This is a genomic window from Anabaena sp. AL93, assembly GCF_001672085.1.
Lineage (GTDB): Bacteria > Cyanobacteriota > Cyanobacteriia > Cyanobacteriales > Nostocaceae > Dolichospermum > Dolichospermum heterosporum.
On record NZ_LJOU01000017.1, the window covers coordinates 1 to 25,481 of the forward strand.

Genomic DNA, 25,481 nt, shown 5'->3' on the forward strand with positions numbered 1-25,481 from the left:
CCTCCACTACCTCCCCTACCTCCCCTACCCCCCTGCTTCCCTTCACCCGTCATTTTCGGGTTGACAGACTACTAGGGTGGCGGTAATTGAGATATGCTTTGTTGATCTTGAAAGCGATCGCTAATTTATGAAATCTCAAATTAGTCCTTGGGGAAATTCTTTAGCCTTCACTCTATAAATAAAATAAGAAAATCAGATCCCCGACTTCTTTAAGAAGTCGGGGATCTGAAACTGTTGATCTTGAAGGCGATAGCGAAGCGCTGCTGCAAGCAGTTCGCTTGGTTACATGAAACTCTTTAGCAGGTATCAATTATTCAGATGAGTCAACCAAAATATACTGATAATAAAGATGACATTTGAATCAGAATCTCTGAACTTAACGAACTACTAATTAAATCTGTGTTATTCTATTATCCATCCATTAGGGACTTCCAATTAAAAAAATACCCAAAAATTTCTTGTGGTGCGGGACGAATTGCCCGCTAATAATCAAGGACGGGCAGGATGCCCATCCCACAAAATTGGGTAATTTATTTTTTGGTGTTCCCTTAGAGAACGGCGATCGCAAACCTGTATAAAATCAGAGTTACAAAAGATAGATTCGATTATTGTTGTCCGAGAGTGACAGAACCGGGATAGTATTGAACAGTGAGTTGGGCTTTGATGGTCTTTTTGATCTCAGTCCCTCCATGCAACCTTTTGAGGATCTCTATTAAGATCTTGATCAAGAGGCCAAAGTACAGAAAAGATCTGACCAAAATTTGGAACTTTTTCTACAAGACATCTAATATTGTCAGCAATTAGGCGATTAAAGAAATAAATATAATCACTGAGCGGATCTACGAGAACGAATTTGTTGAGCCAGTGAACTTCTTGCCAGTGCGTTTTAGAACAGTCAAAAAACAAGTAAATAAAATAATTAGATATTAAAATTATGACTAGTACCGCAAGGCGGAAGTCAAAAGTCAAAAGTCAAAAGTCAAAATGAAGACAGTATAGGCTTTTGGAGGATTTAGAATGGTTGGTTTATTTACGCCGTTTTGTACTAGCACAGCTTGACGTAAATAAGATGACTATTAAAAGCTCCGAAAATTTGATTGCTTAGAAGGCTTGAAAATGATTCATTCACTTACGCCGCACGGTACTAGTGTGTGGGAAATGCAAATCAAAATTTCAATGGGTAAATTAACACTTAATTTACCTTTACCTGAGTGAATAGACAGCCAAATCACAATTAATAATATCCAAATTTTACCCATTGAACTAGCTCATATTTGGGCTTTAGAGCAACTCCCTTATCATCATAAAGATCCTTTTGATAGGTTGATCATTGGTCAGTCTATAACTGAAAATATTACTATTCTCAGCATTGATACTATTTTTGATGCTTATTCAGTTAAGAGAGTATGGTAATGTTACAATGTAATACTTGAAATATATTTAAACACTAATGTCTGATACAGTTATTCGCACGATTTTCAATGCTAACCTACTTATACTATTCAAAGACTTTAACCAAGAAAATTTGATGAAAAGATTACTTGTAACAGGCTCATCAGGTCTAATCGGTTCGGAAGTATGTTTATACTTTGCTTCTATTGGGTGGGAAATTCATGGTGTTGACAATAACCAAAGAGCAGTTTTCTTTGGATCTCAAGGAGATCCGCGCTGGAATCAACAACGACTGCAAAACTCCATTAAAGGGTTTGTTCATCATGAAGTAGATATCCGCGATCGCCAAGGGGTACTCAATTTAATTGAAAGTCTCCAACCAGATGCTATCGTGCATACAGCAGCCCAACCTAGTCATGATCGGGCAGCAGCCATTCTTTTTGATGATTTTGATACAAATGCAGTAGGAACTCTGAATTTATTAGAGGCTGTGAGGCAATTTTGCCCAAAATCGCCCTTTGTGCATATGTCCACAAATAAAGTTTATGGCGATCGCCCGAACACAATTAAACTCAAAGAATTAGATACCAGATGGGATTATGATGATCCTATTTATGAGCATGGTATTCCAGAAACTTTTATTAAAAATCCTCGCATAGCAGAAGTATATAATCTTGGAGGAGGTAAGCAAAATAGCTGCTCAATTCTAGAAGCATTTAATTTAACTGAAAAATATAGTAATAAAGCCATGCTTTCTACTTACGTACTAGAAAATCGTATTGGTGATCACATTTGCTATTATTCCGATTTAACAAAAATGCGTGAACATTATCCTCACTGGGATATTACAATTTCCTTAGAAGAGACAATTAAACAGATAGTTGAATCTTGGCAACAGCAATTAAATACAGGAGATAATTAACAATGTATCAAAGTGATGTGTATAGCAAACCTAGCTATGAGCCATTACCTCCTCAACAAACACTGCCAACGATGTATGATTTACCTAGCGAAGATCCAGAGGAGCCAGGTTTGCCAGACGAATTTCACCTGTTACAACCAGAATTATTGCGTAGCACCTTTCGTCCACCTTCTTATGCAAGGTATCAGCTTACCTAATGATCAATAGGGTTGAGAAATTGTCCAGTCTGAAAGTCATTATTACTAATTTTATGTCTAAATCACCTCTCTACGAAACAGATTTCATGGATTGGTTAACTCAACAAAAATTAGCCTTAGCTAGTCGAGATATCACAGCTTTGGATTGGGAGAATTTGGCAGAAGAGTTAGATGCTATGGGTATTAGTGAAAAAAATGAGTTAAAAAATCGGTTAATAATTTTATTAACTCATTTGCTAAAATGGCAATACCAATCTTCTAAACGTTCTATTAGTTGGTTTACCACCATTGCTAACCAAAGAGATGATTTACAAGATCTACTCAATGAAAAACCAAGTTTAAAACAATATATTCCTGATATTTTACCCAAAGCTTATCGAAATGCGAGAAGAGAAGCATCAGCAGAAACAGGTTTAGCATTAAGTACGTTTTCAGAAATTTGTCCTTATGATATACAAGAAATATTAAGTCCTGAATTCTTGTGTAACACGACAGATGATTTTGAAAAAGCTATGTAGTGAGCTAATCAATCATGTATCAGATAAATCCACCATTATCTTTCCCTGAAACTTGTCCTTATTCTTTAAGAGAAATTCTCAATTGATAGTTTTTTTATCAAATATTTGCAAAATAACATTCCCCTGGCAGTGGAATTAATTGCTTTATCTGAAATCATAGATCAAGATATATTGTATGGTGCTGTGACTACTGGGAATTTGTGGCAATTTGGTAAATTAGATAAAATTGAAAAAACTATCTATCAAGATTTAAACCTTTTTAAGATTCCTGATGATTTGCTATATTTAGGTAAAATTTTATTAGGTATTTTAGCGTAATATTGGGAAGCAAGTATTCAGAAACTTTCTTGAAACTTATGAAGTATGAGTTAAAGAAAAGCAAAAATTGCACCATTGATTATAATGAAATTATGTTACTATTAGAGGATGTTTTAAAAGTTTTTAATGTATAAATAAACCCCTCTCCAAACCTCTCCCCGACGCGGGGAGAGGCTTTGAAACCCATCCTCGAATATTCATTTAGTCTATCAAATACCCTTTTGTCGTCTAGGGTGGCGGTAATTGAGATATGCTTTGTTGATCTTGAAAGCGATCGCTAATTGATGAAATCTCAAATTAGTCACTTGGGAAATTCTTTAACCTTCACTCTATAAATAAAATAAGATAAGATCCCCGACTTCTTAGAGAAGTCGGGGATCTGAAACTGTTGATTTTGAAAGCGATAGCGAAGCGCTGCTGCAAGCAGTTCGCTTGGTTAAATGAAACTCTTTAGCAGGTATCAATTGTTCAGATGAGTTAAGCAAAATATACTGATAATAAAGATGACATTTGAATCAAACACTAATCAACTCTGTGTTATTCTATTATCCATCCATTAGAGAATGGCGATCGCAAACCTGTATAAAATCAGAGTTACAAAAAATAGATTCGATTATTGTGGTGCGAGAGTGACAGAACCGTGATAGTATTGAACAGCGAGTTGGGCTTTGATGGTCTTTTTGATCTCAGTCTCTCCATGCAACCTTTTGAGGATCTCTATTAAGATATTGATCAAGAGGCAAAAGTACAGAAAAGATCTGACCAAAATCTGGAACTAAGAAAATCAGATCCCCGACTTCTTAGAGAAGTCGGAGATCTGAAACTGTTGATCTTGAAGGCGATCGCTAATTTATGAAATCTCAAATTGGTCGTTGTTTATGATAAAATAAATAATTCAGGGGAAAAAATGAGTGAAAATTGTCGAGCGAACTGCTTGCAGCAGCGTTTGGCTATCGCCCTTAAAGAATATAGACTATTAATTTTTATTTAGTCCACGTAAGTAGACTTAATTTGTGTATTAGCGATTTATAATCGCCGATAGCGTAGCTAAACTCATAGATAATCATCCAAAGCATCAGGAGGACAAATCCATGGCAGCAATTACAGCCCGCGAACTAGAGTTGCAAATGCCCGATGCCAGTAAACTTTTAAGTGATGAACCAGAGATAGAAAGCTCGCTGCACTATATGCAACTGTTATTGCTAGTCACCTGCCTCGAATGGGCATGGCAAGAGCGGGATGATTTTTTCATTGGTGCAAACCTGAGCATTTACTTCAGTCGCCAACAACTCAAAAATCGTGACTTTCGAGGTCCAGATTTTTTCCTAGTCAAAAACACCACCAGAGAACCACGCAACTCATGGGTGGTCTGGGAAGAAGACGGACGTTATCCCGACCTGATTATTGAATTACTGTCCGACTCCACCGCCAATGTAGATCGCACCACCAAACTAGACTTATACGCAGAGAGATTTCATACCCCTGAATACTTTTATTTTTCACCAGAAACCTTAGAATTTGCAGGCTTTAGACTAGAGTTTAATAAATATCGCCCCATCACGCCCAACGCCCAAGGATGGCTATGGAGTGAAGCCCTGGGCTTTTTCCTGGGTATTCACAATGGCCAGTTGCGTTACTTCTCCTTAGAAGGCACTATCATCCCTACCCCCCAAGAAGCCGCCAAAGATGAAATACTCAAAGCCAACCAAGCAATTCAAATAGCAAAACAAGAATCCCAAAGGGCTGAACGGGAATCTCAAAGGGCTGAACAAGAATCTCAAAGGGCTGAACGGGAATCTCAAAGGGCTGAACAAGAATCTCAAAGGGCTGAACAAGCTAACACGGAATTGTATGAATTAAAGCAAAAAATGCGATCGCTTGGTATTTCTCTTGACTAAGCCTTGATCAATAGACATCGCCAAAAAAAAGCCTTCACTCTATAAATAAAATAAGAAAATCAGATCCCCGACTTCTCTAAGAAGTCGGGGATCTGAATCTCTAGAGTGGCGGTAATTGAGATATGCTTTGTTGATCTTGAAAGCGATCGCTAATTTATGAAATCTCAGATTGGTCCTTGGGGAAATTCTTTAACCTTCACTCTATAAATAAAATAAGAAGATCAGATCCCCGACTTCTTAGAGAAGTCGGGGATCTGAAACTGTTGATCTTGAAGGAGATAGCGAAGCGCTGCTGCAAGCAGTTCGCTTGGTTACATGAAACTCTTTAGTAGGTATCAATTATTCAGAGGAGTCAACCAAAATATACTGATAATAAAGATGACATTTAAATCAGAATCTCTGAACTTAACGAACTATACTAAACACGGTGAGATTTAAACTTTTGCCAAATGACAAAGAACCCAGATGTGTAGGGGTTTAGCTCATGCTTTACCCCTACGTTTAGAATCAAACAATCAAGCCGTTTTGAGTATACTAATTAAATCTGTGTTATTCTATTGTTCATCCATGAGAGAACGGCGATCGCAAACCTGTATAAAATAAGAGTTACAAAAAATAGATTCGATTATTGTTGTCCGAGAGTGACAGAACCGGGATAGTATTGAACAGTGAGTTGGGCTTTGATGGTCTTTTTGATCTCAGTCCCTCCATACAACCTTTTGAGGATCTCTATTAAGATATTGATCAAGAGGCCAAAGTACAGAAAAGATCTGACCAAAATCTGGAACTTTTTCCACAAGACATCTAATATTGTCATTCAGAGGGAACAGGGAACGGGCAACAGGGAACAGGAAAAACTCATGTTTAAAAACATGAGATTGAAATAATGACACTGTTTTTTTCGTGCTACGCATCTTTTAAAAACATCCTTTTTTTGACTGAGCTTTAAACTGGTGCAAATGAGTGTTTCTTATTTGCTCCCAGTTAAGAGTTCCCTGTTCCCTTCTTTTGTAATTAGGCGATTAAAGAAATAAATATAATTGGAAGATTTTCAGGTGAGAAAACCAAGTACATTGTCTAAGAAAGTTTTGTTCACCTACTTAGTGAAGACTCCTTCAGTCAAGAATTTAAAAAATTTAGTTGAGATAGATCATTAAAATTTTATGCTAGAAAATAAAACAATTTTAATTACGGGTGGAACAGGGTCTTTTGGCAAAGCATTTGTCAGAAATATCCTAGAACGTTATCCCAATATCCCTCGTTTGGTTATTTTTAGTCGGGATGAACTCAAGCAGTTTGAAATGGCTCAAGAATTTCGAGAGCAAGACTTTCCAGGGCTGCGCTATTTTTTGGGTGATGTCCGGGATCAAAATCGCCTAAGAAGGGCTTTAGAAGGAATTGATATTGTCGTTCATGCAGCCGCATTGAAGCAAGTTCCAGCAGCGGAATACAACCCCATGGAATTTATTCATACAAATGTCCTTGGTGCAGAGAATGTAATTCAGGCTTGCTTGGATACTGATGTCAAGCGGGTGGTGGCTTTGTCTACCGATAAAGCAGCAGCGCCAATTAATTTGTACGGGGCAACTAAACTATGTTCAGATAAATTATTTATTGCAGCAAATAATATTAAGGGTAAACGAGAACTGAGTTTAAGTGCGGTGCGATATGGCAACGTTATGGGTTCTCGTGGTTCAGTAATTCCTTTTTTCCTCAACAAGCGCTATGAAGGGGTGATTCCAATTACTGATCCAAACATGACACGGTTTAATATCATGCTGCAAGAGGGAGTGGAAATGGTGCTGTGGACGATTGAGAATGGTGTGGGAGGGGAGATATTTGTGCCAAAGATTCCTTCCTACCGAATTACTGATGTAGCCAAGGCTATTGCCCCAAATTGTGAACATCGGATTGTTGGTATCCGTCCTGGGGAGAAAGTCCATGAAGAAATGATTACCAGTGCTGATTCCTTGACAACGGTAGATTTGGGTAAGTATTATGCAATTTTGCCCATAACTAACAGTTATAACGTGGAATCATATTGCGATCGCATGAACGCCACCCCAGTAAAACCAGGATTTAATTATAATTCCGGTGAAAACAGTCAGTTTCTGACCGTAGAAGAGATTCGGGAGTTAATTCAAACTCATGTAGATCCAAATTTTCGGGTTTGAGTAATATTAAGTAGTGAGACAGAATTAATTACACAATACCAGTGCGTAAGCGTTGCGTGGCGTTAGCCATATGGAACGAAGTGAAATGAAGCAATTCCAAGGGTTGTGATTGCTTCCCTTCCCTCGCAATGACTGTAAATATTTTTGTCCAATTACTTATCAACACCGGGCTTGTTTAAAAAATTTAATTTTATTAGCTAAGTAGTGAAACAAAATTAATTACACAATATCATTGCGTAAGCGTTGCGTGGCGTTAGCCATATGGAACGAAGTGAAATGAGGCAATTCCAAGGGTTGTGATTGCTTCCCTTCCCTCGCAATGACTGTAAATATTTTTGTCCAATTACTTATCAACACCGGGCTTGTTTAAAAAATTTAATTTTATTGTGGTTTATTGTGGCATTTATCAATCTCCTGAGAAAAACTCAAACAAAATGGTTAACCCCATTTAAAATCTTCAGTACCCCGTCCTATCAGCAAATTGGGTTAACAATAAACCGGAACAAAAAGTTACTACTTTTGTCCTTTACCAGTAACCTACTAGCTGCTTCTTTAGAAACCGCCACCTTGGGGGTAATTTTTTTAGCGCTAGGGGTTCTAGAGTCTCATAAACTCCCTCACTTACCCAACCAAATAGCGTCCACATTTCCCTGGTTAGCTCAAAAATGGACTGGGGACAGCCAAACAATTTTTTTAGTCCTCATTGCCTTAGCAGTAGGGTTGCAATTAACACGCAGCCTCATGGACTATGTGAGTAAAGTAGCTACTGGAGATTTGACAGCCCGGATTCAAGCCCAGATGACAGAAACAATCTTTGCCCGGATTATTAGTCTGAGCTTTCCCTGTGCTAGTCGCTATAAAGTGGGAGACTTAAGTACCCATGTTAGTGAAGGAGGTAGCACAATTGACCTCCAAATGAGGAATTGGAATCTGTTGCTGACGGGAGTGTTTTTAGTCTTAGCCTACTCAGTCACAGTCCTAGCAATTTCCGTGCCTCTGTCAGCAGTTGCAGTATTATTGTTTATAGTTTTGGTGTTTGTTCAACGTTGGTTACTGCCCCGCATTCGTGCCACCTCAGTGAAACTTTCCCATGCCCAGGTAGATGTTTCTAAAGACATGGTGGAAAATATCCAAGCCCTGCGAGTGGTGCATACCTTTGGTCGTCAAGCCCAGACAATTGAACGAGTAAGATCCCTACAGCAGGAAGTTCTAGGCTTTTTACAGCGCCAAGTGCGGTTAATGTCCATCACCAGTCCCTTAAATAATAGCTTGACCATTTTAGTGGTTGCTGTTTTATTAACAGCCGGTTCACTGCTCCTGCGGCGAGAGCAGTCAGCAGTGTTGCCATCTCTAGCTACCTTTATTTTGGCATTAAATCGCCTGTCTATGCAGATGCAGGGAATAGCCGGAACAATGCAGCAGTTGGCGGAAAACTCAGGACGGATGTTACGCATAGATGAAATTTTATACACAAAGGATAAAGAGTTTACTCGTTCGGGAGGCGCGGAATTCACCGGACTTAAATCCGCTATCAGCTTTACTGAAGTATCCCTCCACTATGATGGAACTACCACCCCATCCTTGGTCAATGTGTCATTTAAATTACCAAGAAATTCAGTCACAGCCTTGGTGGGGGAGTCTGGGGCTGGTAAGTCATCGATCGCAGATTTGCTGATTGGCCTATATGAACCCACATCAGGGCAAGTCTTAGTAGATGGATTGGCTTTACAATCCTATAGCTTAGAAAGCTGGCGCAAGGGACTGGGAGTGGTTAGTCAGGACACCTTTATTTTTAACCAGAGTATCTTAGAAAATATCCGCTACGGATTGCCCCAAGCAACGGCAGATGAAGTGCGAGATGCTGCTCATTTAGCTCAAGCTGATGGGTTTATCTCCTCTCTACCCCAGGGTTATGATACGGTAGTAGGGGAGCGGGGCTATCGGCTTTCAGGTGGGCAAAGACAACGGATAGCACTGGCACGGGCAATTTTAATGCAGCCGGAGATATTGATTTTAGATGAGGCTACCAGTGCTTTAGATAGTCAGTCAGAGCGCTTGGTACAGGAAGCATTAAATCAGTTTGAGCGCGATCGCACTGTGTTAGTTATTGCTCACCGTCTTTCTACCATTGTCCGTGCCGACCAAATTATAGTCCTAGAAAAAGGACAAGTGCTGGAACAGGGCAATCACCAGGAGTTATTGCAACTAGATGGGAAATATGCCCACTATTGGGCGCTGCAATCAGGAGCGGAATCAAGCAATAAGTAATTGAAAAAAATACCCAAAAATTTCTTGTGGTGCGGGCATCTTGCCCGCTAATCATCAAGAACGGGCAGGATGCCCATCCCACAAAATTGGGTAATTTATTTTTTGGTGTTCCCTTGGTAACAGTAAAATTACTTATGGATATCACAAAACGTCAATATTAGTTTCTAAGGTTGATTTTTAACACCTTTTTAAGTTTTCAGTTTTATGAACTATATTCCCTACGGACGGCAAAATATTAATCAGCAAGATATTGATGCCGTGGTCAGCGTTTTACAGTCAGATTGGTTAACCCAAGGACCAGCGATCGCTCGATTTGAAAATTTAGTAGCTGAATACTGTGGGGTAAAATATGCAGTGGCGGTGGCTAGTGCTACAGCGGGGTTACATATTGCCTGTTTAGCTGCGGGGTTAAGTTCTGGTGATAGACTGTGGACTGTACCTAATACCTTTGTAGCTTCCGCTAACTGTGGTTTGTACTGTGGTGCGGAAGTGGATTTTGTGGATATTGATCCTCAAACCTATAATCTCAGTATTCCCGCCCTAGCTGACAAATTAGCCCTAGCAGCAGAACGGGGGAAATTACCTCAAGTTGTGGTTCCAGTCCATTTTGCTGGGCAATCCTGCGACATGAAAGCGATCGCTGAGTTGTCACAAAAGTATGGCTTTCAGGTGATTGAAGACGCAGCCCATGGTATAGGTGGACGTTATGGCGATCGCCCCATTGGTTGTTGTCAGTTTTCCGATTTGACTGTATTTAGTTTCCACCCAGTTAAAATCATCACCACTGCCGAAGGAGGCATGATTTTAACCAATCGTCAAGACCTCTATGAACAGTTGATCCGGCTGCGGAGTCATGGTATTACCCGCGATCCTCGCTTTATTCAGGGAGATTCCCCAGGACCTTGGTACTATCAGCAGTTGGAGTTGGGTTATCATTACCGGATGACTGATTTACAAGCTGCTTTGGGTGCAAGTCAGATGGAAAGGTTGGATACCTTCGTCAAGGGTCGTCATGAGTTGGTAGCAAGATATAATATTGGCTTGCAAGATTTACCTGTGACTAGGCCTTATCAACATCCTGATACCTATTCCAGTTGGCATTTATACGTAATTCGGTTACAACGCCATTCCATCAATCGCTCCCATCGAGAAGTATTTGAGGCACTCAGAACCGCAGGAATTGGAGTCAATGTACATTATATTCCTGTTCACACCCAGCCCTATTATCAGCAGTTGGGATTTAAGCAGGGTGATTTTCCTGAGTCTGAATGTTATTATCAGGAGGCGATTAGTTTGCCGCTTTATTATGATTTGACTGAAGACAATCAAAATTATGTTATTAAGACGTTAGGGGAGATTTTACAAGATTACCCGGTAAGCGTAAAGCTCAGTGTCTTTAGACCTGAGATATAAGCGACACGGGCGAATTTATTCGCCTGATTCATTGACTTGTAACAGCAGATGTGATATGATCTCAACGACCTTAGAATTTAAGTATAACTAAACGACGTAAAAACTTAACTTATTTGGTTGAGTGCGTAGTCATACCTAACGGTATTGCAGTTTAGGAAAGCTAAATTTGGTGAAAAATGAAATGCAAAAATCGAGTACGGTAGGGCATACCGGAATTAACGCTTTAGGAGAATCGACCTCTGTTTTTGTTGGAGTAATCCAGCAATTGTAAGTTGGCTCATTGATTAAAGAATCTCAGTGTCTTTAGACCTGAAAGTGTCAAAATAGGAAGATAATAATAAGTAATTGGACAAAAATATTTACAGTCATTGCGAGCGAAGGGAAGCAATCACAACCCTCGGAATTGCTTCATTTCACTTCGTTCCATATGGCTAACGCCACGCTGCGCTAACGCAATGACATTGTGTAATTAATTCTGTCTCACTACTTATCCAGAGATATCTTGACCTAATGGAGAGTCAACATGAGTGACACATTGTATGAATCTGACTTTTATAGCTGGGCGCATCAACAATCAGATTTACTGCGTCAGGAGAAATTTGAGCAGTTAGATTTATCTCATCTGATCGAGGAGCTAACAGATTTGGGTAATCGTCATTACGATCAGTTAGAGTCAAGGTTGATGCAATTAGTGGCGCATCTGCTCAAATGGCAAGTGCAACACTGGCGACGTTCTAACAGTTGGCGAGCAACAATTCGCGTACAGCGAACATCAATTGACAAGTTGCTGCGTCGTAATCCTGGGTTAAAGTCCCGTCTCAATGAAGCCTTAGTAGAAAGTTGGTCTGAAGCTAGAGATTTAGCGATCGCAGAAACTGATTTACCCGATGAAAATTTCCCTGAAACTTGTCCTTTTAAACTGGATGAGATTATCAATCCAGATTTCTGGCCAGCACCTAAAAATTAGTGCTTTAATGCTGATGATTTGATGAAAGTTGTAATTATAAATCAAGCAAGGATGACTTCTACTCGGCTACCTGCCAAAGTGATGAAGCAAGTATTAGGAAAACCTTTACTGGAATACCAAATTGAGAGATTAAAACGAGTTAAATTAGCTGATCAAATTGTCGTAGCAACTACCATCAAAGATACTGATCAGCCAATTGTTGATCTATGCGATCGCCTATCTATCCCTTACTATCGTGGCTCTGAAGATGATGTCTTAGCTCGTTATCATGGAGCAGCGATCGCCCATCAAGCTGATATTGTAGTGCGAGTTACTTCCGATTGCCCGATAATTGATCCTCATGTAATCGATCAAGCAATCCAATTTTATACAGATGCCTATCCTAAATATGACTATGTATCTAACTGCTCAACAAGAACTTATCCTCGCGGCATGGATACTGAAGTCTTTTCTTTTAGTACCTTAGATAAAGCATTTCATCAAGCAACTGCTCAACCAGATCGAGAGCATGTCACTACCTTTATTTCTCGGCAGTCCAATAGGTGTAAACTAGGTCAAGTCAACTATTTTGAAACCCACAGCAATCATCGATGGACAGTGGATACACCGGAAGACTTTGAATTAATTAGGAGGATAATTGAAACTTTATATTTCCTTAAGCCAGAGTTTTCATTAGAGGATTGTCTTGAGCTATTATCACAAAATCCTGAATGGCAAATAATTAATAAGCACATTGAACAGAAACAATACGGAGAATAACATGCCTGAATATCAAACTGAGCAGGAGAACTTTTGGGCTGGAGTTTTTGGAACAGAATATATCAAACGTAATAATAGTCAAGAATTACTTGCATCCAATTTGTCGTTTTTTAGTCGTACCTTATCAAAAGCTGGACTTTTAACATCATGCGTTGAATTCGGGGCTAATATTGGTATGAACTTAAGAGCTATTAAGTTGCTATACCCAAATATTGATTTGAGTGCTGTAGAGATTAATCAAGATGCAGCGCGAGAAGTCAGTAACTTTATAGGTGATAAGTCCGTATTCACTGGCTCAATATTTGACTACCCTATAGAGAAGCAATCGGATATTGTCCTAGTTAAAGGTGTTCTAATTCATATCAATCCAGAGAAGTTAGTAGCCACTTACAAAAAAATATATGAAGCATCAAGTCGTAATATTCTCATTTGTGAATATTACAATCCCTCACCAGTTGCTATCCCCTATCGTGGTCATAGCGATCGCTTATTCAAGCGTGACTTTGCTGGTGAGATGCTAGATATGTACAAAGATTTAAAGCTGATTGATTACGGATTTGCTTATCATCGAGATCCAGCATTTCCGCAGGACGATATCAACTGGTTTCTAATGGAAAAGAGAGATAAAAATGCTTAAATACTGTACTCGCTGTGTAATGCCTTACACAAGACCAGATCTTCATTTAGACGAAGAAGGCGTATGTAATGCCTGTCGGGCTTATGAAAATAGAAAATTAGTAAACTGGGATTTACGTCGTCAAGAATTACTAACAATTTTGGAGCGATATCAACGCAATGGAAGTAATTGGGACTGCATTGTACCTGTCAGTGGAGGGAAGGATAGTACATATCAAGTAGTAAGAATGTTACAACTTGGCATGAATCCTTTGTGTGTGACATCTACCACTTGCGATCTATCTATGATCGGCAGAAAAAATATTGAGAATATTAAGCATCTCGGTGTTGACTATATGGAATTTTCACCGAATCCATTGGTCCGCGCCAAACTTAATCGCATTGGATTGACCGAGGTCGGTGATATTTCTTGGCCAGAGCATGTTGGTATATTTACAATTCCTGTTCGTGCTGCTGTGCAGTTTAATGTACCTCTGATTATTTGGGGGGAAAATTCTCAAAATGAATACGGAGGCCCTGCCGCCGCTGCCGAAAATAATATTCTGACTCGCAGGTGGCTCGAAGAGTTTGGCGGTTTGCTAGGTTTGCGCGTTAGTGATCTGTCAAGTACTTACGAGATCGAGCCAAAACATTTATTACCCTACCAATATCCTAGTGATGAAGAATTACAAAGGGTAGGAGTTACTGGCTTATTTCTCGGTCATTACATTCCTTGGGATGGACTTTCAAACGCCTTAATTGCTCAAGCTAATGGATTGACAACTTTTGATCAAGCAGTTGAGGGATCAATGGTGAATTATGAAAACCTTGACAATCATCAAACTGGAATTCATGACTACTTCAAATTCTTGAAATTTGGATTTGCTCGCGCTACCGATATTGCCTGTTTACATGTACGACGGGAGAGGATTACTCGTCAAGATGCTTTGGAAATAGTCATTGCTAGAGATGGAAAATTTCCATGGACTTATCTTGGGAAGCCATTAAAAGATATTCTCGATCCACTTGACCTATCTGTTGATGAATTTATTAAAATCTGCGATCGCTTCACAAATAAAAAGATTTTTAAGCGCGATAAATCTGGTATCTTGATTAAAGACAAACATGGTAATCTTGAGAAATTGAACAACGATAATTTGTGATTATCTTAATCATCTCTACTAAGTATAGGACAGAAAGCTTAAAATGCTCTCCTAGCAAGGCTTTTATGGGGATTCATAATCCATGCTGGAAAAGGAAGGGATTTAGTCCATTTTACCGTTCCATTTTTGATTTTTTGTCCTGTACTTAGTCATCTCTATTAAAATTTTACACTCTCAGATTGCATCAAATCAGAAAATAAATCTTCTACTTCTATGTTAGACAAATACATTCGTCCCTTTCCTAAAGTAATTCGTATTGAGCCAGCGGGTTCTTGTAATCTTAGCTGCTCTCACTGTCAGGGGAAACGCATCTTATCAATAAGGGTGATTCAATCTCAATAATGACCAAAATATTCGCATTAACGACCACTTATTGACAATACTTTAGTCCATCACTATGGTCCTGAAAAAATCAATCAAACGATAAATATGGATTTATTGGTTTATACATTAAAATGGTATTTTGTCAATAAGATTTAGATGCGTTTCCCCTGCTCTCACTGTCCTACTGAGACTATCAAGATGCAAAGGGGAATAATGCCTTCCGAAACCTTTGCCATCCTTATCGAAGGCATAAAGAGAAATTGGGTAATGTCAAACAAGATAGTTTAGAGAATATTTGGAATAATGATAAATACTTGTATTTGAGACGGAGCATTGATCAAAAAATGTTTGTTAAACTCTGTGATAACTGCAATGTAGTAAAGCCAAAAGTTTATTTAACTCTTAAAAAACCACTTACCTGATTATTGAATAAATGTAGGTTTAGATTGGTTTGGCAATCAGCTAAAGACAATAATATTTTTAAAGTAAGCTTGTATGAAAATTGCCATCATTAACTATGGTATGGGAAACTTGGGATCAGTTCGACGCTCCCTAGAAAATCTTGGTGCAGATGTCATTGTTGCCGAACGCCCAATACAATTATTAGATGCTAACTGTATTATTCTTCCTGGTGTAGGCTCTTTTGGAGAAGGAATGAAAAAATTATCCGATGAAGGTTGGATCGAATCCTTGCAAGTAGAGGTTATGGAACAAGGTAAACCACTTCTTGGTATTTGCCTTGGTATGCAAATGCTCTCTAGTTCAAGTGAAGAAAATGGACTTAACAAAGGACTCAATTTTATTTCAGGTAAAGTTCTCCGAATTGACCAGTTAGGATGCAGTTTACGTATACCTCATGTTGGTTGGAACGAAGTGAGTTACCAAGAAGACACACCTTTATTTAATGACATACCTCAAGCAATAGACTTTTATTTTGTTCATAGCTATGCCTTTGTAGCAGATGACCCAGATAGTGTCATAGCGACTTCAGCCTATGACATATCTATTACGGCTGCGGTTAGCAAAAATCATATATTCGGTACACAATTTCATCCAGAAAAAAGCTCAAGGGCTGGCCAGCAAATCTTGAAGAATTTTATTGAGTTTGCATCATGTTGAAAGTCCGTGTGATTCCTACATTACTGTGGAAAGACTTCGGTTTAGTTAAGGGAGTTTCGTTTGATAGTTGGCGGAGGGTTGGTCCGGTTCTTCCAGCGATTAAAGTCTATAACTCGCGGGAAGTGGATGAACTAATATTGGTGGATATTATGGCTTCACGAAAAGGGAATAGCCCAGATCAAAATTCTTTAAATGATTTTGCCGATGAATGCTTTGTTCCACTTACAGTTGGCGGAGGGATTACTTCTCTCTCTCAAATTGTCTCCTTATTACATTCTGGGGCAGATAAGATATCTTTAAATTCAGTGCTTTTCGACAATCCTAATCTGGTTAATGAGGCAGCATATCAATTTGGTGTGCAATGTATTGTTGCAAGTATAGATGTCCGTCGATTAGATGATCGCTTTATTTGTTTAAGTCATTCAGGAACGCGCATTTCTCAATGTGAACCTGTTGCTTGGGCTAAAGAATTGGCTGATCGCGGTGCAGGTGAGATTCTTTTAACATCAATTGATCGCGATGGAACAATGCAGGGATATGACTTGGAACTAATAGAGATGGTTGCATCTGCTATTAATATCCCAGTTATTGCTTCTGGAGGGGCTGGTAATTATCAGCACATGATTGACGCTGTTAAACAAGCAGGTGCGTCTGCTGTTGCCGCCGCCAGTATTTTTCATTTTACAGAGCAAACCCCATCTGGTGCAAAATCTGCTATGAGTGCGGCAGGAATTCCTGTACGTCAGAGTTTAAGATGAATATTTTAATTCGGGCTGATGCTTCTGCTCAGATTGGCACAGGACATATTATGCGTTGCTTGGCGTTAGCGCAGGCATGGCAAGATCAAGGAGGGCGAGCCATATTTGTTTTATCAAATAAATCTCCTGCATTAGAAGCTAGATTACTGTCAGAGCAAATGCTGATTTTGCATTTATCAGTTGAGGTTGGTAGCGACGAAGATGCACATCAAACTGTAGATTTTGCCTATCAATTTGCTCCAAAATGGGTAGTTGTGGATGGTTATCATTTCGGGGCAGAATATCAGAAAGCTATTAAAGATTTTGGTAATAGCCTATTATTTTTCGATGATTATGGTCATTCTAACTGTTACTATTCTGATTTAGTTTTAAACCAAAATATTTCCGCTCATCAAGATTTATATATTAATCGAGAACCTTATACCAAATTATTATTAGGTACAGACTATACTTTACTCAGAAAAGAGTTTTGTCAATGGCTGCAATGGCACAGAAAAATAAATTTGGTCGCTTCTAAAATATTAGTTACTCTAGGTGGTAGCGATCCTGATAATGTCACACTTAAAGTCATTCAAGCTTTACAACTAGTAAACAGTGATAATTTAGAAGTTATTGTTGTTGTCGGTGGTAGCAACCCGCACTACGAAAAATTACAGGCTGAAGTTGCAAAATCCAGAATATTAATTACTTTACAACAAAATGTCACTAATATGCCTGAGTTGATGGCTTGGGCAGACATAGCGATCGCCGCAGGTGGCTCAACTAATTGGGAATTAGCATTTATGGGCTTGCCTAGTCTTGTAATCACAGTAGCGGATAATCAAAAAGACATTACGGCAAAATTAGATCGACAAGGTGTAATTATTAATCTGGGTTGGCATCAGAATGTAACTATTGAGGGTTTGAGTTTAGCAATACAAGACTTAATTGGCGATCGCCCCCATCGGGAAACCATGAGTAAAAAAGGACAGCAGTTAGTAGATGGCAATGGTGCAAAGCGCGTTGTCTCAGCGATGGTCAGTATGTTAGCTTAGTGAGTCAAACTAGCGATCGCAAAACATATAAGTAATTGGACAAAAATATTTACAGTCATTGCGACCGAAGGGAAGCAATCGCAACCCTGGCGATTGCTTCACTTCTTTCCATTGGCAATGACATTGTGTAATTAATTCTGTCTCACTACTTAGCGATCGCAAAACATATATGTTCTTGCTTTACCCCCACCCAGAGCATCAAATAATTAAGCCGTATTGAGTATAATTACTATGAAAACCGATAAATGGTTTTACAAATTATTTTTGTCGCAACCAGGGATGCTGGCAGAATTGATGCCAGGAATTGAAGAAAACTGGGAGTTCATTTATAATGCTCCTGTTGTTAAGGAGAAAGAGTTTCGACTGGATGGAGTCTTTACGCCAGTATCAAATAACCCGATGATACCGATGGTGTTTGCTGAGGCACAAATGCAGTCCGATGCAGGATTCTATGGACGGTATTTTTCCCAATTGTTTGTCTATATTAATCAATATACAGTTAAACAAGACTGGCGGGGACTGTTGATTTTACGCGATCGCAATCAAGGATTAGGCTGGGAAGTTCCCTACACAGAATTATTGGAAAAACGGGTGACTCAGCTATATTTGAGTGATCTGCGAGACCAGCAAGAACTAACCCCGAATTTGATGCTTTTGCAGTTGTTGGTGACAGAAAAAGACAAAAGTGCCGTAATTGGTAGAAAGCTATTGCAGGAAGCCGACACAACAGGCGAGTTTCAAAGGCGATTGAGTTTAATCGAGACTATACTGGCTAATAAGTTCCCTGAGTTAACGAAGGAGATCATCATGAATATGCTAGACCTAGAAATTGTGGATATTACCCAATCCCGTTTTTACCAAGAGATTATTGTCGAAGGTCTTCAGGAAGGTCGCCAAAAGGGTCTTCAGGAAGGTCTTCAGAAAGGTCTTCAGGAAGGTCGCCAAAAGGGTCTTCAGGAAGGTGAGGCTAATTTAGTTATTCGTCAACTAAGACGACGACTGGGGGAATTACCAGAGAGCCAATGTTCACAAATCAAGAGTTTTCCTGTATCACAGTTGGAGGACTTAGGAGAAGCGTTGTTGGATTTTCAGGGTATTGATGATTTGGATGACTGGCTACAAAAATATACTGAATTAAGTTAATTTATAAGTATCTGCCTTAACGATACAGAGATCCCCGACTTCTTCGAGAAGTCGGGGATCTGAAACCCTCACGGTCTGCAAATCAAATATGGTTGCTATATACATGGAACAACTCAATTGAATTCACAATCATTACGCTAGAGGGTGGTTGAAAAATTCTGATTAAGACAATTACAACATTAACCAACAAACAAATGAGCAATTACATCCTGTACATCTAGAGTTTTTTTGTCAGAATCAGGATAACCAGGATTAAAGGATTTACAGGATGTTATTTAATAATTGTTGGTGGAAATTTGGGGATTATTTTGTTTATTCTGATTAAGACAATTACAACATTAACCACCAACAAACAAATGAGCAATTACATCCAGTACATCCTCAAATCCTGGATATCCTGATTCTGACAAAAATTATCCGCGTTCATCTGCGTTTATCTGCGTTCACCTCTTAGATGATTTGGGCAGAAGTGTTAAATCAGGAAATATAATCAAAGGGATTATTTAATATGGCTAAACGTGAAGACTATCAACTAAGACCTTTACAAGAATCTGATTTGGAAATGGTATTAAGTTGGCGTAATTCAGAGAGAGTCAGAGCTAATATGTATACAGATCATATTATCAGTCTTGAAGAACATCAAACTTGGTTTAAAAAAATAAAAGATGAGCCAACCGTTGACTATTTAATCTGTGAATTTCAAAATCATCCTATTGGGTTGGTTAACTTTACAAATATAGATAAAAATAATAATAAGTGTTACTGGGGATTTTATTTGGGGGAAACTGCAACTCCTTTAGGTAGTGGAGGTGCTTTAAGTTTTATTAGTATGGAATATATTTTTGAAATTGTTGATATTAGAAAAGTTTGTAGTGAAGTTTTAAGTTTTAATAATAAGTCTTTAAAACTCCATAAAAGACTCTCCTTCCAAGAAGAAGGATGTTTTAAAAAACACATCTATAAGAATCTTGAATATCAAGATGTTATTTGTTTAGCCTTATTTCAAGAAAATTGGTTACATAATAAAAATGATATAGCTAAAATCGTATTTAGGAATAAATAATGTGATTAATAATTATGTTGTAGTTTTTGTAGTCAGATGTAAACTAATACATCAATAACTTATCTCAGATAGCAGAGTGATCATGAAGACAATAGAGATTCAAGATAGAAAAATTGGTAGCAATCATCCCCCATTTATCATTGCCGAAATGTCAGGCAATCATAACCAATCCTTAGAAAGAGCCTTGGAAATTGTCGAAATAGCTGCCAAAACAGGAGTTCACGCCCTCAAAATCCAAACTTATACAGCAGATACCATGACCCTCGACTTAGAACGAGACGAGTTTTTTATTAATGATCCTAAAAGCTTGTGGTATGGTAAATCCTTGTTTGAACTTTATCAACAAGCATATACCCCTTGGGAATGGCATAAACCAATATTCGATCGCTGCCGGGAATTAGGTATCATCGGGTTTAGCACACCCTTTGACTTTACCGCAGTAGATTTCCTAGAATCCCTAGATGTTCCCTTTTATAAAATAGCCTCCTTTGAAAACACCGATTTACCACTAATTCGCAAAGTTGCCAGTACAGGAAAGCCTATCATCATTTCCACCGGTATGGCAGCGATCGCCGAATTAGATGAAACTGTCACGGCAGCAAGAGAAGCTGGCTGTCAAGATTTAGTCTTGCTTAAATGTACGAGTAGCTACCCCTCCACTCCAGCCGATTCAAATTTACTCACCATCCCCCACTTGCGAGATTTATTCAATGTCCAGGTTGGCTTGTCCGATCATACCTTGGGTATCGGGGTAGCCGTCGCTAGTGTGGCATTAAGTGCTACTGTAATTGAGAAACACTTTACACTTGATCGATCTGATGGTGGTGTGGATTCGGCTTTTTCGATGGAACCGGAGGAAATGAAGCAGTTGGTGCTAGAAACTGAACGAGCATGGCAAGCTATGGGTGGCATCTATTATGGACGCACTGCTGCCGAGGAGAAATCATTGCTATTTCGCCGATCTCTTTATGTTGCTGAGGATATGAAGGCTGGAGATATTCTTACCCCTGACAATCTTCGCGCCATTAGACCGGGTTGTGGATTAGCTCCTAAATATTATAGTCAATTTCTAGGCAAATCAATCAAACAGAACACCGAAAAAGGTACACCAGTTAGTTGGGAATTAATCGTTTAAATAACTACTACTCTTTAATGTTGACAAATCATCAATCTAAGAACTCAGTACGCATTTGTGCCGCTGTCTCAACTACACAATTGCTACCTCTTATTCATATTCTTCGGCATCAACCAAAAGCGGATTGTCAAGATGTACTACTCTGGGATACCTATTTCATGGGTGCTGCCGCTGAAGAAGGTGCAAAACTCATGCAAGCTGTTGCAGAAAGTTATCCTTTTGCGGCAATCTATCGGTTAGAGAATTTTAAAATTCCTACTCATCGAACAGCAGGAGTAATAGGCTGGCCGTTTCAATTTTGGTTAAGACATAGACATGATTCTCAAAAACTGAAAAAATTATTACTCGCCCATCTGAAAGATAGCCCTAAAGTTGAAATTTGGACTGATGAACCTATTCATTTCCCAATGATGTTTTTACATGGTATGTTTCCTACTGCCACTCATGTAAAAATCCCTCATGCATTTGATTTGGAGCTATCTGCAAATAAATTTGATCGGGCAGCAAGGTTAGAACAAAGGAAGCTTCTTACTACCATACCACGAAGAATTCTCTGGAAAATCAACAAGCTCATTAGTGGTATTAGTTATGATACAGAAACTGGGTTGATTTTTGACCGTGCCTATACCTTCAACCGTCCCAGCTCATGGTCTGATTCCAGTGTTGATATGTCTCAAACAATCACACTTGAAAATATGAAGGAAATTTATAGCTCCTTATCTCAGTATTTACGGTCAGAGATAGAGGCTAAAATTCAGTCAGTTTCTTCTCCCCAAAAAAAGCCTTGGATTCTATTACTTTTATTTCCTATTTCTAGTTTAGAAAATAAAGAGGTTTATCGCAATGCCATCAATCGAATATTTCAGGAAAAATCAGAGCTTTTCTCTGGTCATCAGCTTGTGATAAAACCTCATCCGATTGGCTCCACTAAATTGCCGTTGGAACTTGTTGAAGAATTAAGCCGCGATTTACCAATTGAAGTCAGTTTTTTCAATTGTCGATTGAATTTAGATATTCTTTGGCATTTAATCCCTGCTGATATTGTCCTAGCTGGTCCGTGTGGTGCTCTTCCAATCGTGAGTCGATTAGGTGTGGCTCGAAGTTTAGTGATCAATGAAATTTTAGAAGATAATTTTAACTTCTTCTCAGAAGAAAGTGTTGAATTTAAGCAGTTTAAGGAAATGATGGAGGGTCTTGATGTTGTTTAAACAACCCTTATTGGATTATAAAAGTCATGTCTTTTAAATATAAAAATCGCTTAATTGTAACAACCACTCCAAATAGTCTTTTATCTGCCATTCTCTGTTTGCAGCATTTAAAGGTAGAAGAAATATCGAAAACTGTTTTGGCGATAAGTGGTGATTTTGCGAGTCATTCTGGACATGATGATTATCAAAACAGCTTACGCGAACTCGCAGATATGTATCCTTGGTTGAACATCATCTGGTTTACGGGTTTGCGAAGTATGCTTAGTTATCACTTTCCAGAAACTATATTTCCCTCTCCCTTGATGCGTCGAAAAATGAATGAGAATGATTGCAAAATTGTTCAGGGAGTAATTGCCGCAGCAGAAAATATGTATTTATTGTCTGACTCTATTGGTTCTAGTAGTCTAGGAAAGTTTACTGTTGACGAATTATGGCTCGAGTACCCAGATTTTGCGGTGTGTCGTCTATTTTGGCGACTTCTTCCTAAAGCGCGCAAAATTCTGTATCCTCATGCTTCGGATTTACAGTCTAAGTATGATTGTACAATAAGACAAAAGTATGCAGGACAATATGTAAATTCGACTGAGTTATTATTGAGGTCTAGGATAAGAGAGATATTATTTGCTGATCCTATTTCATCTGATCAACTGCGCTGGGACGAAATCTTAACTTTAAATGAGTCACCTCCCATGGGATCACCAATAATTGATTGTAGTTCGCAACTTGAAGAAAACATTTTACGTGCTATAGCCCAAAAATTGCCTATGAATCGATATCAAGAGTTGCAAAACTTAGTTTCTAAAGGAGAGAAAGATAATACTGCTCTATTGCTTTTAGGTAATTTGGGAGATCAATATTTAGCCGAAGAAATAATGAGTTATAAAGACTTGATAGAAATCATATTGCAGCGTCAATCAATCAATACTATACTTATCAAAGCTCATCCACGTCATCCACAAGAAATATATGAATATATTAGTCAGAGTTTACAGCAAATATTCCCTTGCATTCAGTTTAAGATGTTAATTGGTTATGAAGGAATGCCGATAGAATTGATGCTCCCTTTTTTGCATTTCTGTGTTTGTATTGCTGGATGGACAAGTGTTATAAGAACTGTATTTAACATTAAGAAAGTTCCTATTTTTGTTGGAGTGAGTCGTCTTAAGCCGCTAGTCTATTCTACGACTGATAGAAAAATCATGTTCGATGATTTTCTTGTGAGTTTAGAGTTATATGCTGAATTAATCTAATACCGATCGAGTTAATTAAATTTATGAATCCAATTGCCTTACTAAATAACATTAACCACAGTATAAAGGTCAATCCAACTTGGGGAGATCGCTGGAGCCGATTAATTTGGCTCTATAGTAATAAGCCACTTGTAAAACCTTTCTCAACAGGTCGGCATCAGATTAATTTTCAATACGCATCACCTATTGATAAAATCACACTTTCTGTTCGTGACAATGGTGGCTCTGATGCCTTCATCTTTAGCGAAGTATTCGATCACTGTTACTACAATCTTCCATTACCATTCCAACCTAAAACTATTTTAGACTTAGGTGCTAATGCAGGGTTTACAGCTATCTTTTTTGCACGTCAATATCCATCTGCCGAAATTGCTTGTGTTGAGCCAATACCTGGTAATGTTGAGCTTCTTTGTAAAAATCTTGAACTAAATAATATTCAAGCTCAAGTGTTCCAATCTGCGATCGCGGTAACGGATGGTTTTTTAGAGATGGAATTAGATGCTAACGATTACGGACACAAAGTTGCGGGTATTGAATACGGGAAAAAGTTGACGGGTAAAACTATTCAGGTCGAAGCACTTAGTATTCCCACCTTATTACAGAAATTAGGTTGGAATAGAATTTCTCTTCTCAAAATAGACATTGAAGGCTATGAAGCCGTTCTTCTGAAAGATAATTGTGATTGGTTATCTCTTGTCGATGCTATTTGTATTGAGTGCCATGAAGGTTATGGCGAAGCTGATCTTCAATATCTGGCTAAATCATGGGGATTTTCCTCACCTCAGTTATTGCCTGGAACATGGTTATTGCTGCGAGTAGAGGAGAGTGCATGAAACCACTTCATCTTTTCTACGAAGAACCAGATCCCGATCGCTGGCTCCCTTTTGATCGCTATCCGCGCAAAATAATTCGCCGTATTGTCCGAGGTAAGCCAAGACCAGGAGGACAAACAAGAGTTTTTCTAAACCTCTGTGCAGGATTAGAAAGACTAGGCATAGCTTATAGAGTTAACGACTATCAATATATTCAACGCCATGCCGACGAGGTAGCTTGCATTGTTGGGAAGCCCCATTTACTAGATAAAATAAAATGGCAAAATCCTATTCTATTTGGTGCAGCCGTTTTTGCTCACCCTGACGACGACCCGAATTTATTTGATCGCTTACCCATTCGCAAAATACTAGTTCCAGGGGAATGGATGCGGCAAATGTGTGAACCTTATTATGGCGATCGCGTGATTGCTTGGCCAGTTGGTATTGCTACCGATGAATGGATACCTGCATCTAGAAAGGATAAAGATATTGACTTCTTACTATATGATAAGGTGCGATGGGATCATGAACATTATGAACAAGAATTGATTAACCCTATCCATTCTTGTTTGCAATCTCAAGGTTTTACTGTGGCCACTATTCGCTATGGTTTCTACAAAGAAGAAGAATTTCGGTCTCTTCTTGACCGTTGTAAAGCCATGATTTTCCTTTGTGAACATGAAACCCAAGGAATTGCTTACCAGCAGGCTCTTTCCTGCGGTGTGCCTATTCTGGCATGGGATCGGGGTGGTTTCTGGCAAGATCCTGCTTACTTTCCTCATCAAGTTAAGTTTGAACCTGTTAGTTCAGTTCCATACTGGAGCGATCGCTGTGGTGTAAAGTTCAAAAATATAAGTGAGTTTCCCGCTAAGTTAGCGGAATTTGAGGATAAGCTGAATTCTGAAGACTTTGCTCCTCGTGATTATATTTTAGAAAATCTCACTTTGGAAAAATGCGCTCAAAATTATCTTGATATTTTATTTAGTCAGCAATAAACTGGCAAGCGATCGCCTACAGAAAACAGTGATATA

23 protein-coding genes and 1 pseudogene are annotated in these 25,481 nt (G+C 38.8%); all 24 read left to right on the plus strand.

Annotation, left to right across the window (positions count from 1 at the left end; all coding sequences use genetic code 11):
- Positions 1 to 1,242 precede the first annotated feature (1,242 nt).
- The 24 genes and pseudogenes from AN486_RS26635 to AN486_RS06365 all read left to right on the plus strand — a co-directional run bounded on the left by AN486_RS26635 (position 1,243) and on the right by AN486_RS06365 (position 25,445).
- Entirely contained in the window at positions 1,243 to 1,413 is a 171-nt protein-coding gene (locus AN486_RS26635; RefSeq protein ID WP_367142428.1) for a type II toxin-antitoxin system VapC family toxin, read from the plus strand.
- Between the two features lie 115 nt (positions 1,414 to 1,528).
- On the plus strand, positions 1,529 to 2,314 hold the full coding sequence (locus AN486_RS06260; RefSeq protein ID WP_290599717.1) for an NAD-dependent epimerase/dehydratase family protein: 786 nt from the start codon (positions 1,529 to 1,531) through the stop codon (positions 2,312 to 2,314).
- A 2-nt stretch (positions 2,315 to 2,316) separates the two neighbouring features.
- A complete protein-coding gene (locus AN486_RS06265; protein WP_053538116.1) occupies positions 2,317 to 2,511 on the plus strand; it encodes a hypothetical protein in 195 nt (64 codons plus the stop codon).
- 53 nt (positions 2,512 to 2,564) lie between these two features.
- Positions 2,565 to 3,029, plus strand: coding sequence for a DUF29 domain-containing protein (locus AN486_RS06270; protein WP_053541184.1), 465 nt, complete (start codon positions 2,565 to 2,567; stop codon positions 3,027 to 3,029).
- A gap of 105 nt (positions 3,030 to 3,134) precedes the next feature.
- Complete coding sequence (locus tag AN486_RS06275) at positions 3,135 to 3,347, plus strand: hypothetical protein (protein WP_053538115.1); 213 nt, start codon at positions 3,135 to 3,137, stop codon at positions 3,345 to 3,347.
- 1,091 nt (positions 3,348 to 4,438) lie between these two features.
- Positions 4,439 to 5,245, plus strand: coding sequence for a Uma2 family endonuclease (locus tag AN486_RS06280; protein ID WP_053538114.1), 807 nt, complete (start codon positions 4,439 to 4,441; stop codon positions 5,243 to 5,245).
- 1,163 nt (positions 5,246 to 6,408) lie between these two features.
- Positions 6,409 to 7,419, plus strand: a complete 1,011-nt coding sequence (gene pseB / locus AN486_RS06285) for a UDP-N-acetylglucosamine 4,6-dehydratase (inverting) (RefSeq protein WP_290599667.1) — start codon at positions 6,409 to 6,411, stop codon at positions 7,417 to 7,419.
- A 519-nt stretch (positions 7,420 to 7,938) separates the two neighbouring features.
- Entirely contained in the window at positions 7,939 to 9,687 is a 1,749-nt protein-coding gene (locus AN486_RS06290; protein ID WP_290599668.1) for an ABC transporter ATP-binding protein, read from the plus strand.
- A gap of 204 nt (positions 9,688 to 9,891) precedes the next feature.
- Positions 9,892 to 11,100, plus strand: a complete 1,209-nt coding sequence (gene pseC / locus AN486_RS06295) for a UDP-4-amino-4,6-dideoxy-N-acetyl-beta-L-altrosamine transaminase (protein ID WP_290599669.1) — start codon at positions 9,892 to 9,894, stop codon at positions 11,098 to 11,100.
- 523 nt (positions 11,101 to 11,623) lie between these two features.
- The gene (locus AN486_RS06300; protein ID WP_290599670.1) at positions 11,624 to 12,067 is read left to right on the plus strand and encodes a DUF29 domain-containing protein; all 444 of its coding nucleotides are present in this window, start codon (positions 11,624 to 11,626) and stop codon (positions 12,065 to 12,067) included.
- Positions 12,068 to 12,088: 21 nt separating this feature from the next.
- On the plus strand, positions 12,089 to 12,826 hold the full coding sequence (locus tag AN486_RS06305) for a glycosyltransferase family protein (RefSeq protein WP_290599671.1): 738 nt from the start codon (positions 12,089 to 12,091) through the stop codon (positions 12,824 to 12,826).
- Between the two features lies 1 nt (position 12,827).
- On the plus strand, positions 12,828 to 13,463 hold the full coding sequence (locus AN486_RS06310) for a pseudaminic acid biosynthesis-associated methylase (protein ID WP_290599672.1): 636 nt from the start codon (positions 12,828 to 12,830) through the stop codon (positions 13,461 to 13,463).
- Positions 13,456 to 14,604, plus strand: a complete 1,149-nt coding sequence (locus AN486_RS06315; protein ID WP_290599673.1) for an N-acetyl sugar amidotransferase — start codon at positions 13,456 to 13,458, stop codon at positions 14,602 to 14,604. The genes AN486_RS06310 and AN486_RS06315 overlap by 8 nt, the downstream gene beginning before the upstream one ends.
- Positions 14,605 to 15,167: 563 nt before the next feature.
- A pseudogene (locus tag AN486_RS26640) lies at positions 15,168 to 15,350 on the plus strand (SPASM domain-containing protein); the annotation flags it as partial.
- 73 nt (positions 15,351 to 15,423) lie between these two features.
- The gene (hisH, locus tag AN486_RS06320) at positions 15,424 to 16,047 is read left to right on the plus strand and encodes an imidazole glycerol phosphate synthase subunit HisH (RefSeq protein WP_290599674.1); all 624 of its coding nucleotides are present in this window, start codon (positions 15,424 to 15,426) and stop codon (positions 16,045 to 16,047) included.
- Positions 16,041 to 16,805: an imidazole glycerol phosphate synthase subunit HisF gene (gene hisF / locus AN486_RS06325; protein WP_290599675.1), complete on the plus strand. Its 765-nt coding sequence runs from the start codon at positions 16,041 to 16,043 to the stop codon at positions 16,803 to 16,805. The genes hisH and hisF overlap by 7 nt, the downstream gene beginning before the upstream one ends.
- A complete protein-coding gene (gene pseG, locus AN486_RS06330) occupies positions 16,802 to 17,839 on the plus strand; it encodes a UDP-2,4-diacetamido-2,4,6-trideoxy-beta-L-altropyranose hydrolase (RefSeq protein WP_290599676.1) in 1,038 nt (345 codons plus the stop codon). Before hisF ends, pseG begins: the two co-directional genes overlap by 4 nt.
- A 231-nt stretch (positions 17,840 to 18,070) precedes the next feature.
- Positions 18,071 to 18,982 carry a DUF2887 domain-containing protein gene (locus AN486_RS06335; RefSeq protein WP_290599677.1) on the plus strand — a complete coding sequence of 304 codons (912 nt, stop codon included), beginning with the start codon at positions 18,071 to 18,073 and terminating at the stop codon, positions 18,980 to 18,982.
- Between the two features lie 508 nt (positions 18,983 to 19,490).
- The gene (gene pseH / locus AN486_RS06340; RefSeq protein WP_290599678.1) at positions 19,491 to 20,045 is read left to right on the plus strand and encodes a UDP-4-amino-4,6-dideoxy-N-acetyl-beta-L-altrosamine N-acetyltransferase; all 555 of its coding nucleotides are present in this window, start codon (positions 19,491 to 19,493) and stop codon (positions 20,043 to 20,045) included.
- A gap of 82 nt (positions 20,046 to 20,127) precedes the next feature.
- Complete coding sequence (gene pseI / locus AN486_RS06345; protein ID WP_290599679.1) at positions 20,128 to 21,180, plus strand: pseudaminic acid synthase; 1,053 nt, start codon at positions 20,128 to 20,130, stop codon at positions 21,178 to 21,180.
- A gap of 158 nt (positions 21,181 to 21,338) precedes the next feature.
- Positions 21,339 to 22,388 carry a hypothetical protein gene (locus AN486_RS06350; protein ID WP_290599680.1) on the plus strand — a complete coding sequence of 350 codons (1,050 nt, stop codon included), beginning with the start codon at positions 21,339 to 21,341 and terminating at the stop codon, positions 22,386 to 22,388.
- 26 nt (positions 22,389 to 22,414) lie between these two features.
- Entirely contained in the window at positions 22,415 to 23,638 is a 1,224-nt protein-coding gene (locus tag AN486_RS06355; RefSeq protein ID WP_290599681.1) for a hypothetical protein, read from the plus strand.
- A gap of 23 nt (positions 23,639 to 23,661) precedes the next feature.
- Entirely contained in the window at positions 23,662 to 24,471 is an 810-nt protein-coding gene (locus AN486_RS06360; RefSeq protein ID WP_290599682.1) for an FkbM family methyltransferase, read from the plus strand.
- Positions 24,468 to 25,445: a glycosyltransferase gene (locus tag AN486_RS06365; RefSeq protein ID WP_290599683.1), complete on the plus strand. Its 978-nt coding sequence runs from the start codon at positions 24,468 to 24,470 to the stop codon at positions 25,443 to 25,445. The genes AN486_RS06360 and AN486_RS06365 overlap by 4 nt, the downstream gene beginning before the upstream one ends.
- The last annotated feature ends 36 nt before the right edge of the window (positions 25,446 to 25,481 follow it).

Bases quoted from the DNA above. Each gene is read 5' to 3' on its own strand.
- AN486_RS06355 (WP_290599681.1), top strand. From the start codon at position 22,415: ATGTCTTTTAAATATAAAAATCGCTTAATTGTAACAACCACTCCAAAT.
- AN486_RS06280 (WP_053538114.1), top strand. From the start codon at position 4,439: ATGGCAGCAATTACAGCCCGCGAACTAGAGTTGCAAATGCCCGATGCC.
- pseC (WP_290599669.1), top strand. From the start codon at position 9,892: ATGAACTATATTCCCTACGGACGGCAAAATATTAATCAGCAAGATATT.
- AN486_RS06305 (WP_290599671.1), top strand. From the start codon at position 12,089: ATGAAAGTTGTAATTATAAATCAAGCAAGGATGACTTCTACTCGGCTA.
- pseG (WP_290599676.1), top strand. From the start codon at position 16,802: ATGAATATTTTAATTCGGGCTGATGCTTCTGCTCAGATTGGCACAGGA.
- pseI (WP_290599679.1), top strand. From the start codon at position 20,128: ATGAAGACAATAGAGATTCAAGATAGAAAAATTGGTAGCAATCATCCC.
- AN486_RS06350 (WP_290599680.1), top strand. From the start codon at position 21,339: ATGGGTGCTGCCGCTGAAGAAGGTGCAAAACTCATGCAAGCTGTTGCA.
- hisF (WP_290599675.1), top strand. From the start codon at position 16,041: ATGTTGAAAGTCCGTGTGATTCCTACATTACTGTGGAAAGACTTCGGT.
- AN486_RS06360 (WP_290599682.1), top strand. From the start codon at position 23,662: ATGAATCCAATTGCCTTACTAAATAACATTAACCACAGTATAAAGGTC.
- AN486_RS06300 (WP_290599670.1), top strand. From the start codon at position 11,624: ATGAGTGACACATTGTATGAATCTGACTTTTATAGCTGGGCGCATCAA.
- AN486_RS06260 (WP_290599717.1), top strand. From the start codon at position 1,529: ATGAAAAGATTACTTGTAACAGGCTCATCAGGTCTAATCGGTTCGGAA.
- pseH (WP_290599678.1), top strand. From the start codon at position 19,491: ATGGCTAAACGTGAAGACTATCAACTAAGACCTTTACAAGAATCTGAT.
- AN486_RS06270 (WP_053541184.1), top strand. From the start codon at position 2,565: ATGTCTAAATCACCTCTCTACGAAACAGATTTCATGGATTGGTTAACT.
- hisH (WP_290599674.1), top strand. From the start codon at position 15,424: ATGAAAATTGCCATCATTAACTATGGTATGGGAAACTTGGGATCAGTT.
- pseB (WP_290599667.1), top strand. From the start codon at position 6,409: ATGCTAGAAAATAAAACAATTTTAATTACGGGTGGAACAGGGTCTTTT.
- AN486_RS06315 (WP_290599673.1), top strand. From the start codon at position 13,456: ATGCTTAAATACTGTACTCGCTGTGTAATGCCTTACACAAGACCAGAT.
- AN486_RS06365 (WP_290599683.1), top strand. From the start codon at position 24,468: ATGAAACCACTTCATCTTTTCTACGAAGAACCAGATCCCGATCGCTGG.
- AN486_RS06335 (WP_290599677.1), top strand. From the start codon at position 18,071: ATGAAAACCGATAAATGGTTTTACAAATTATTTTTGTCGCAACCAGGG.
- AN486_RS06310 (WP_290599672.1), top strand. From the start codon at position 12,828: ATGCCTGAATATCAAACTGAGCAGGAGAACTTTTGGGCTGGAGTTTTT.
- AN486_RS06265 (WP_053538116.1), top strand. From the start codon at position 2,317: ATGTATCAAAGTGATGTGTATAGCAAACCTAGCTATGAGCCATTACCT.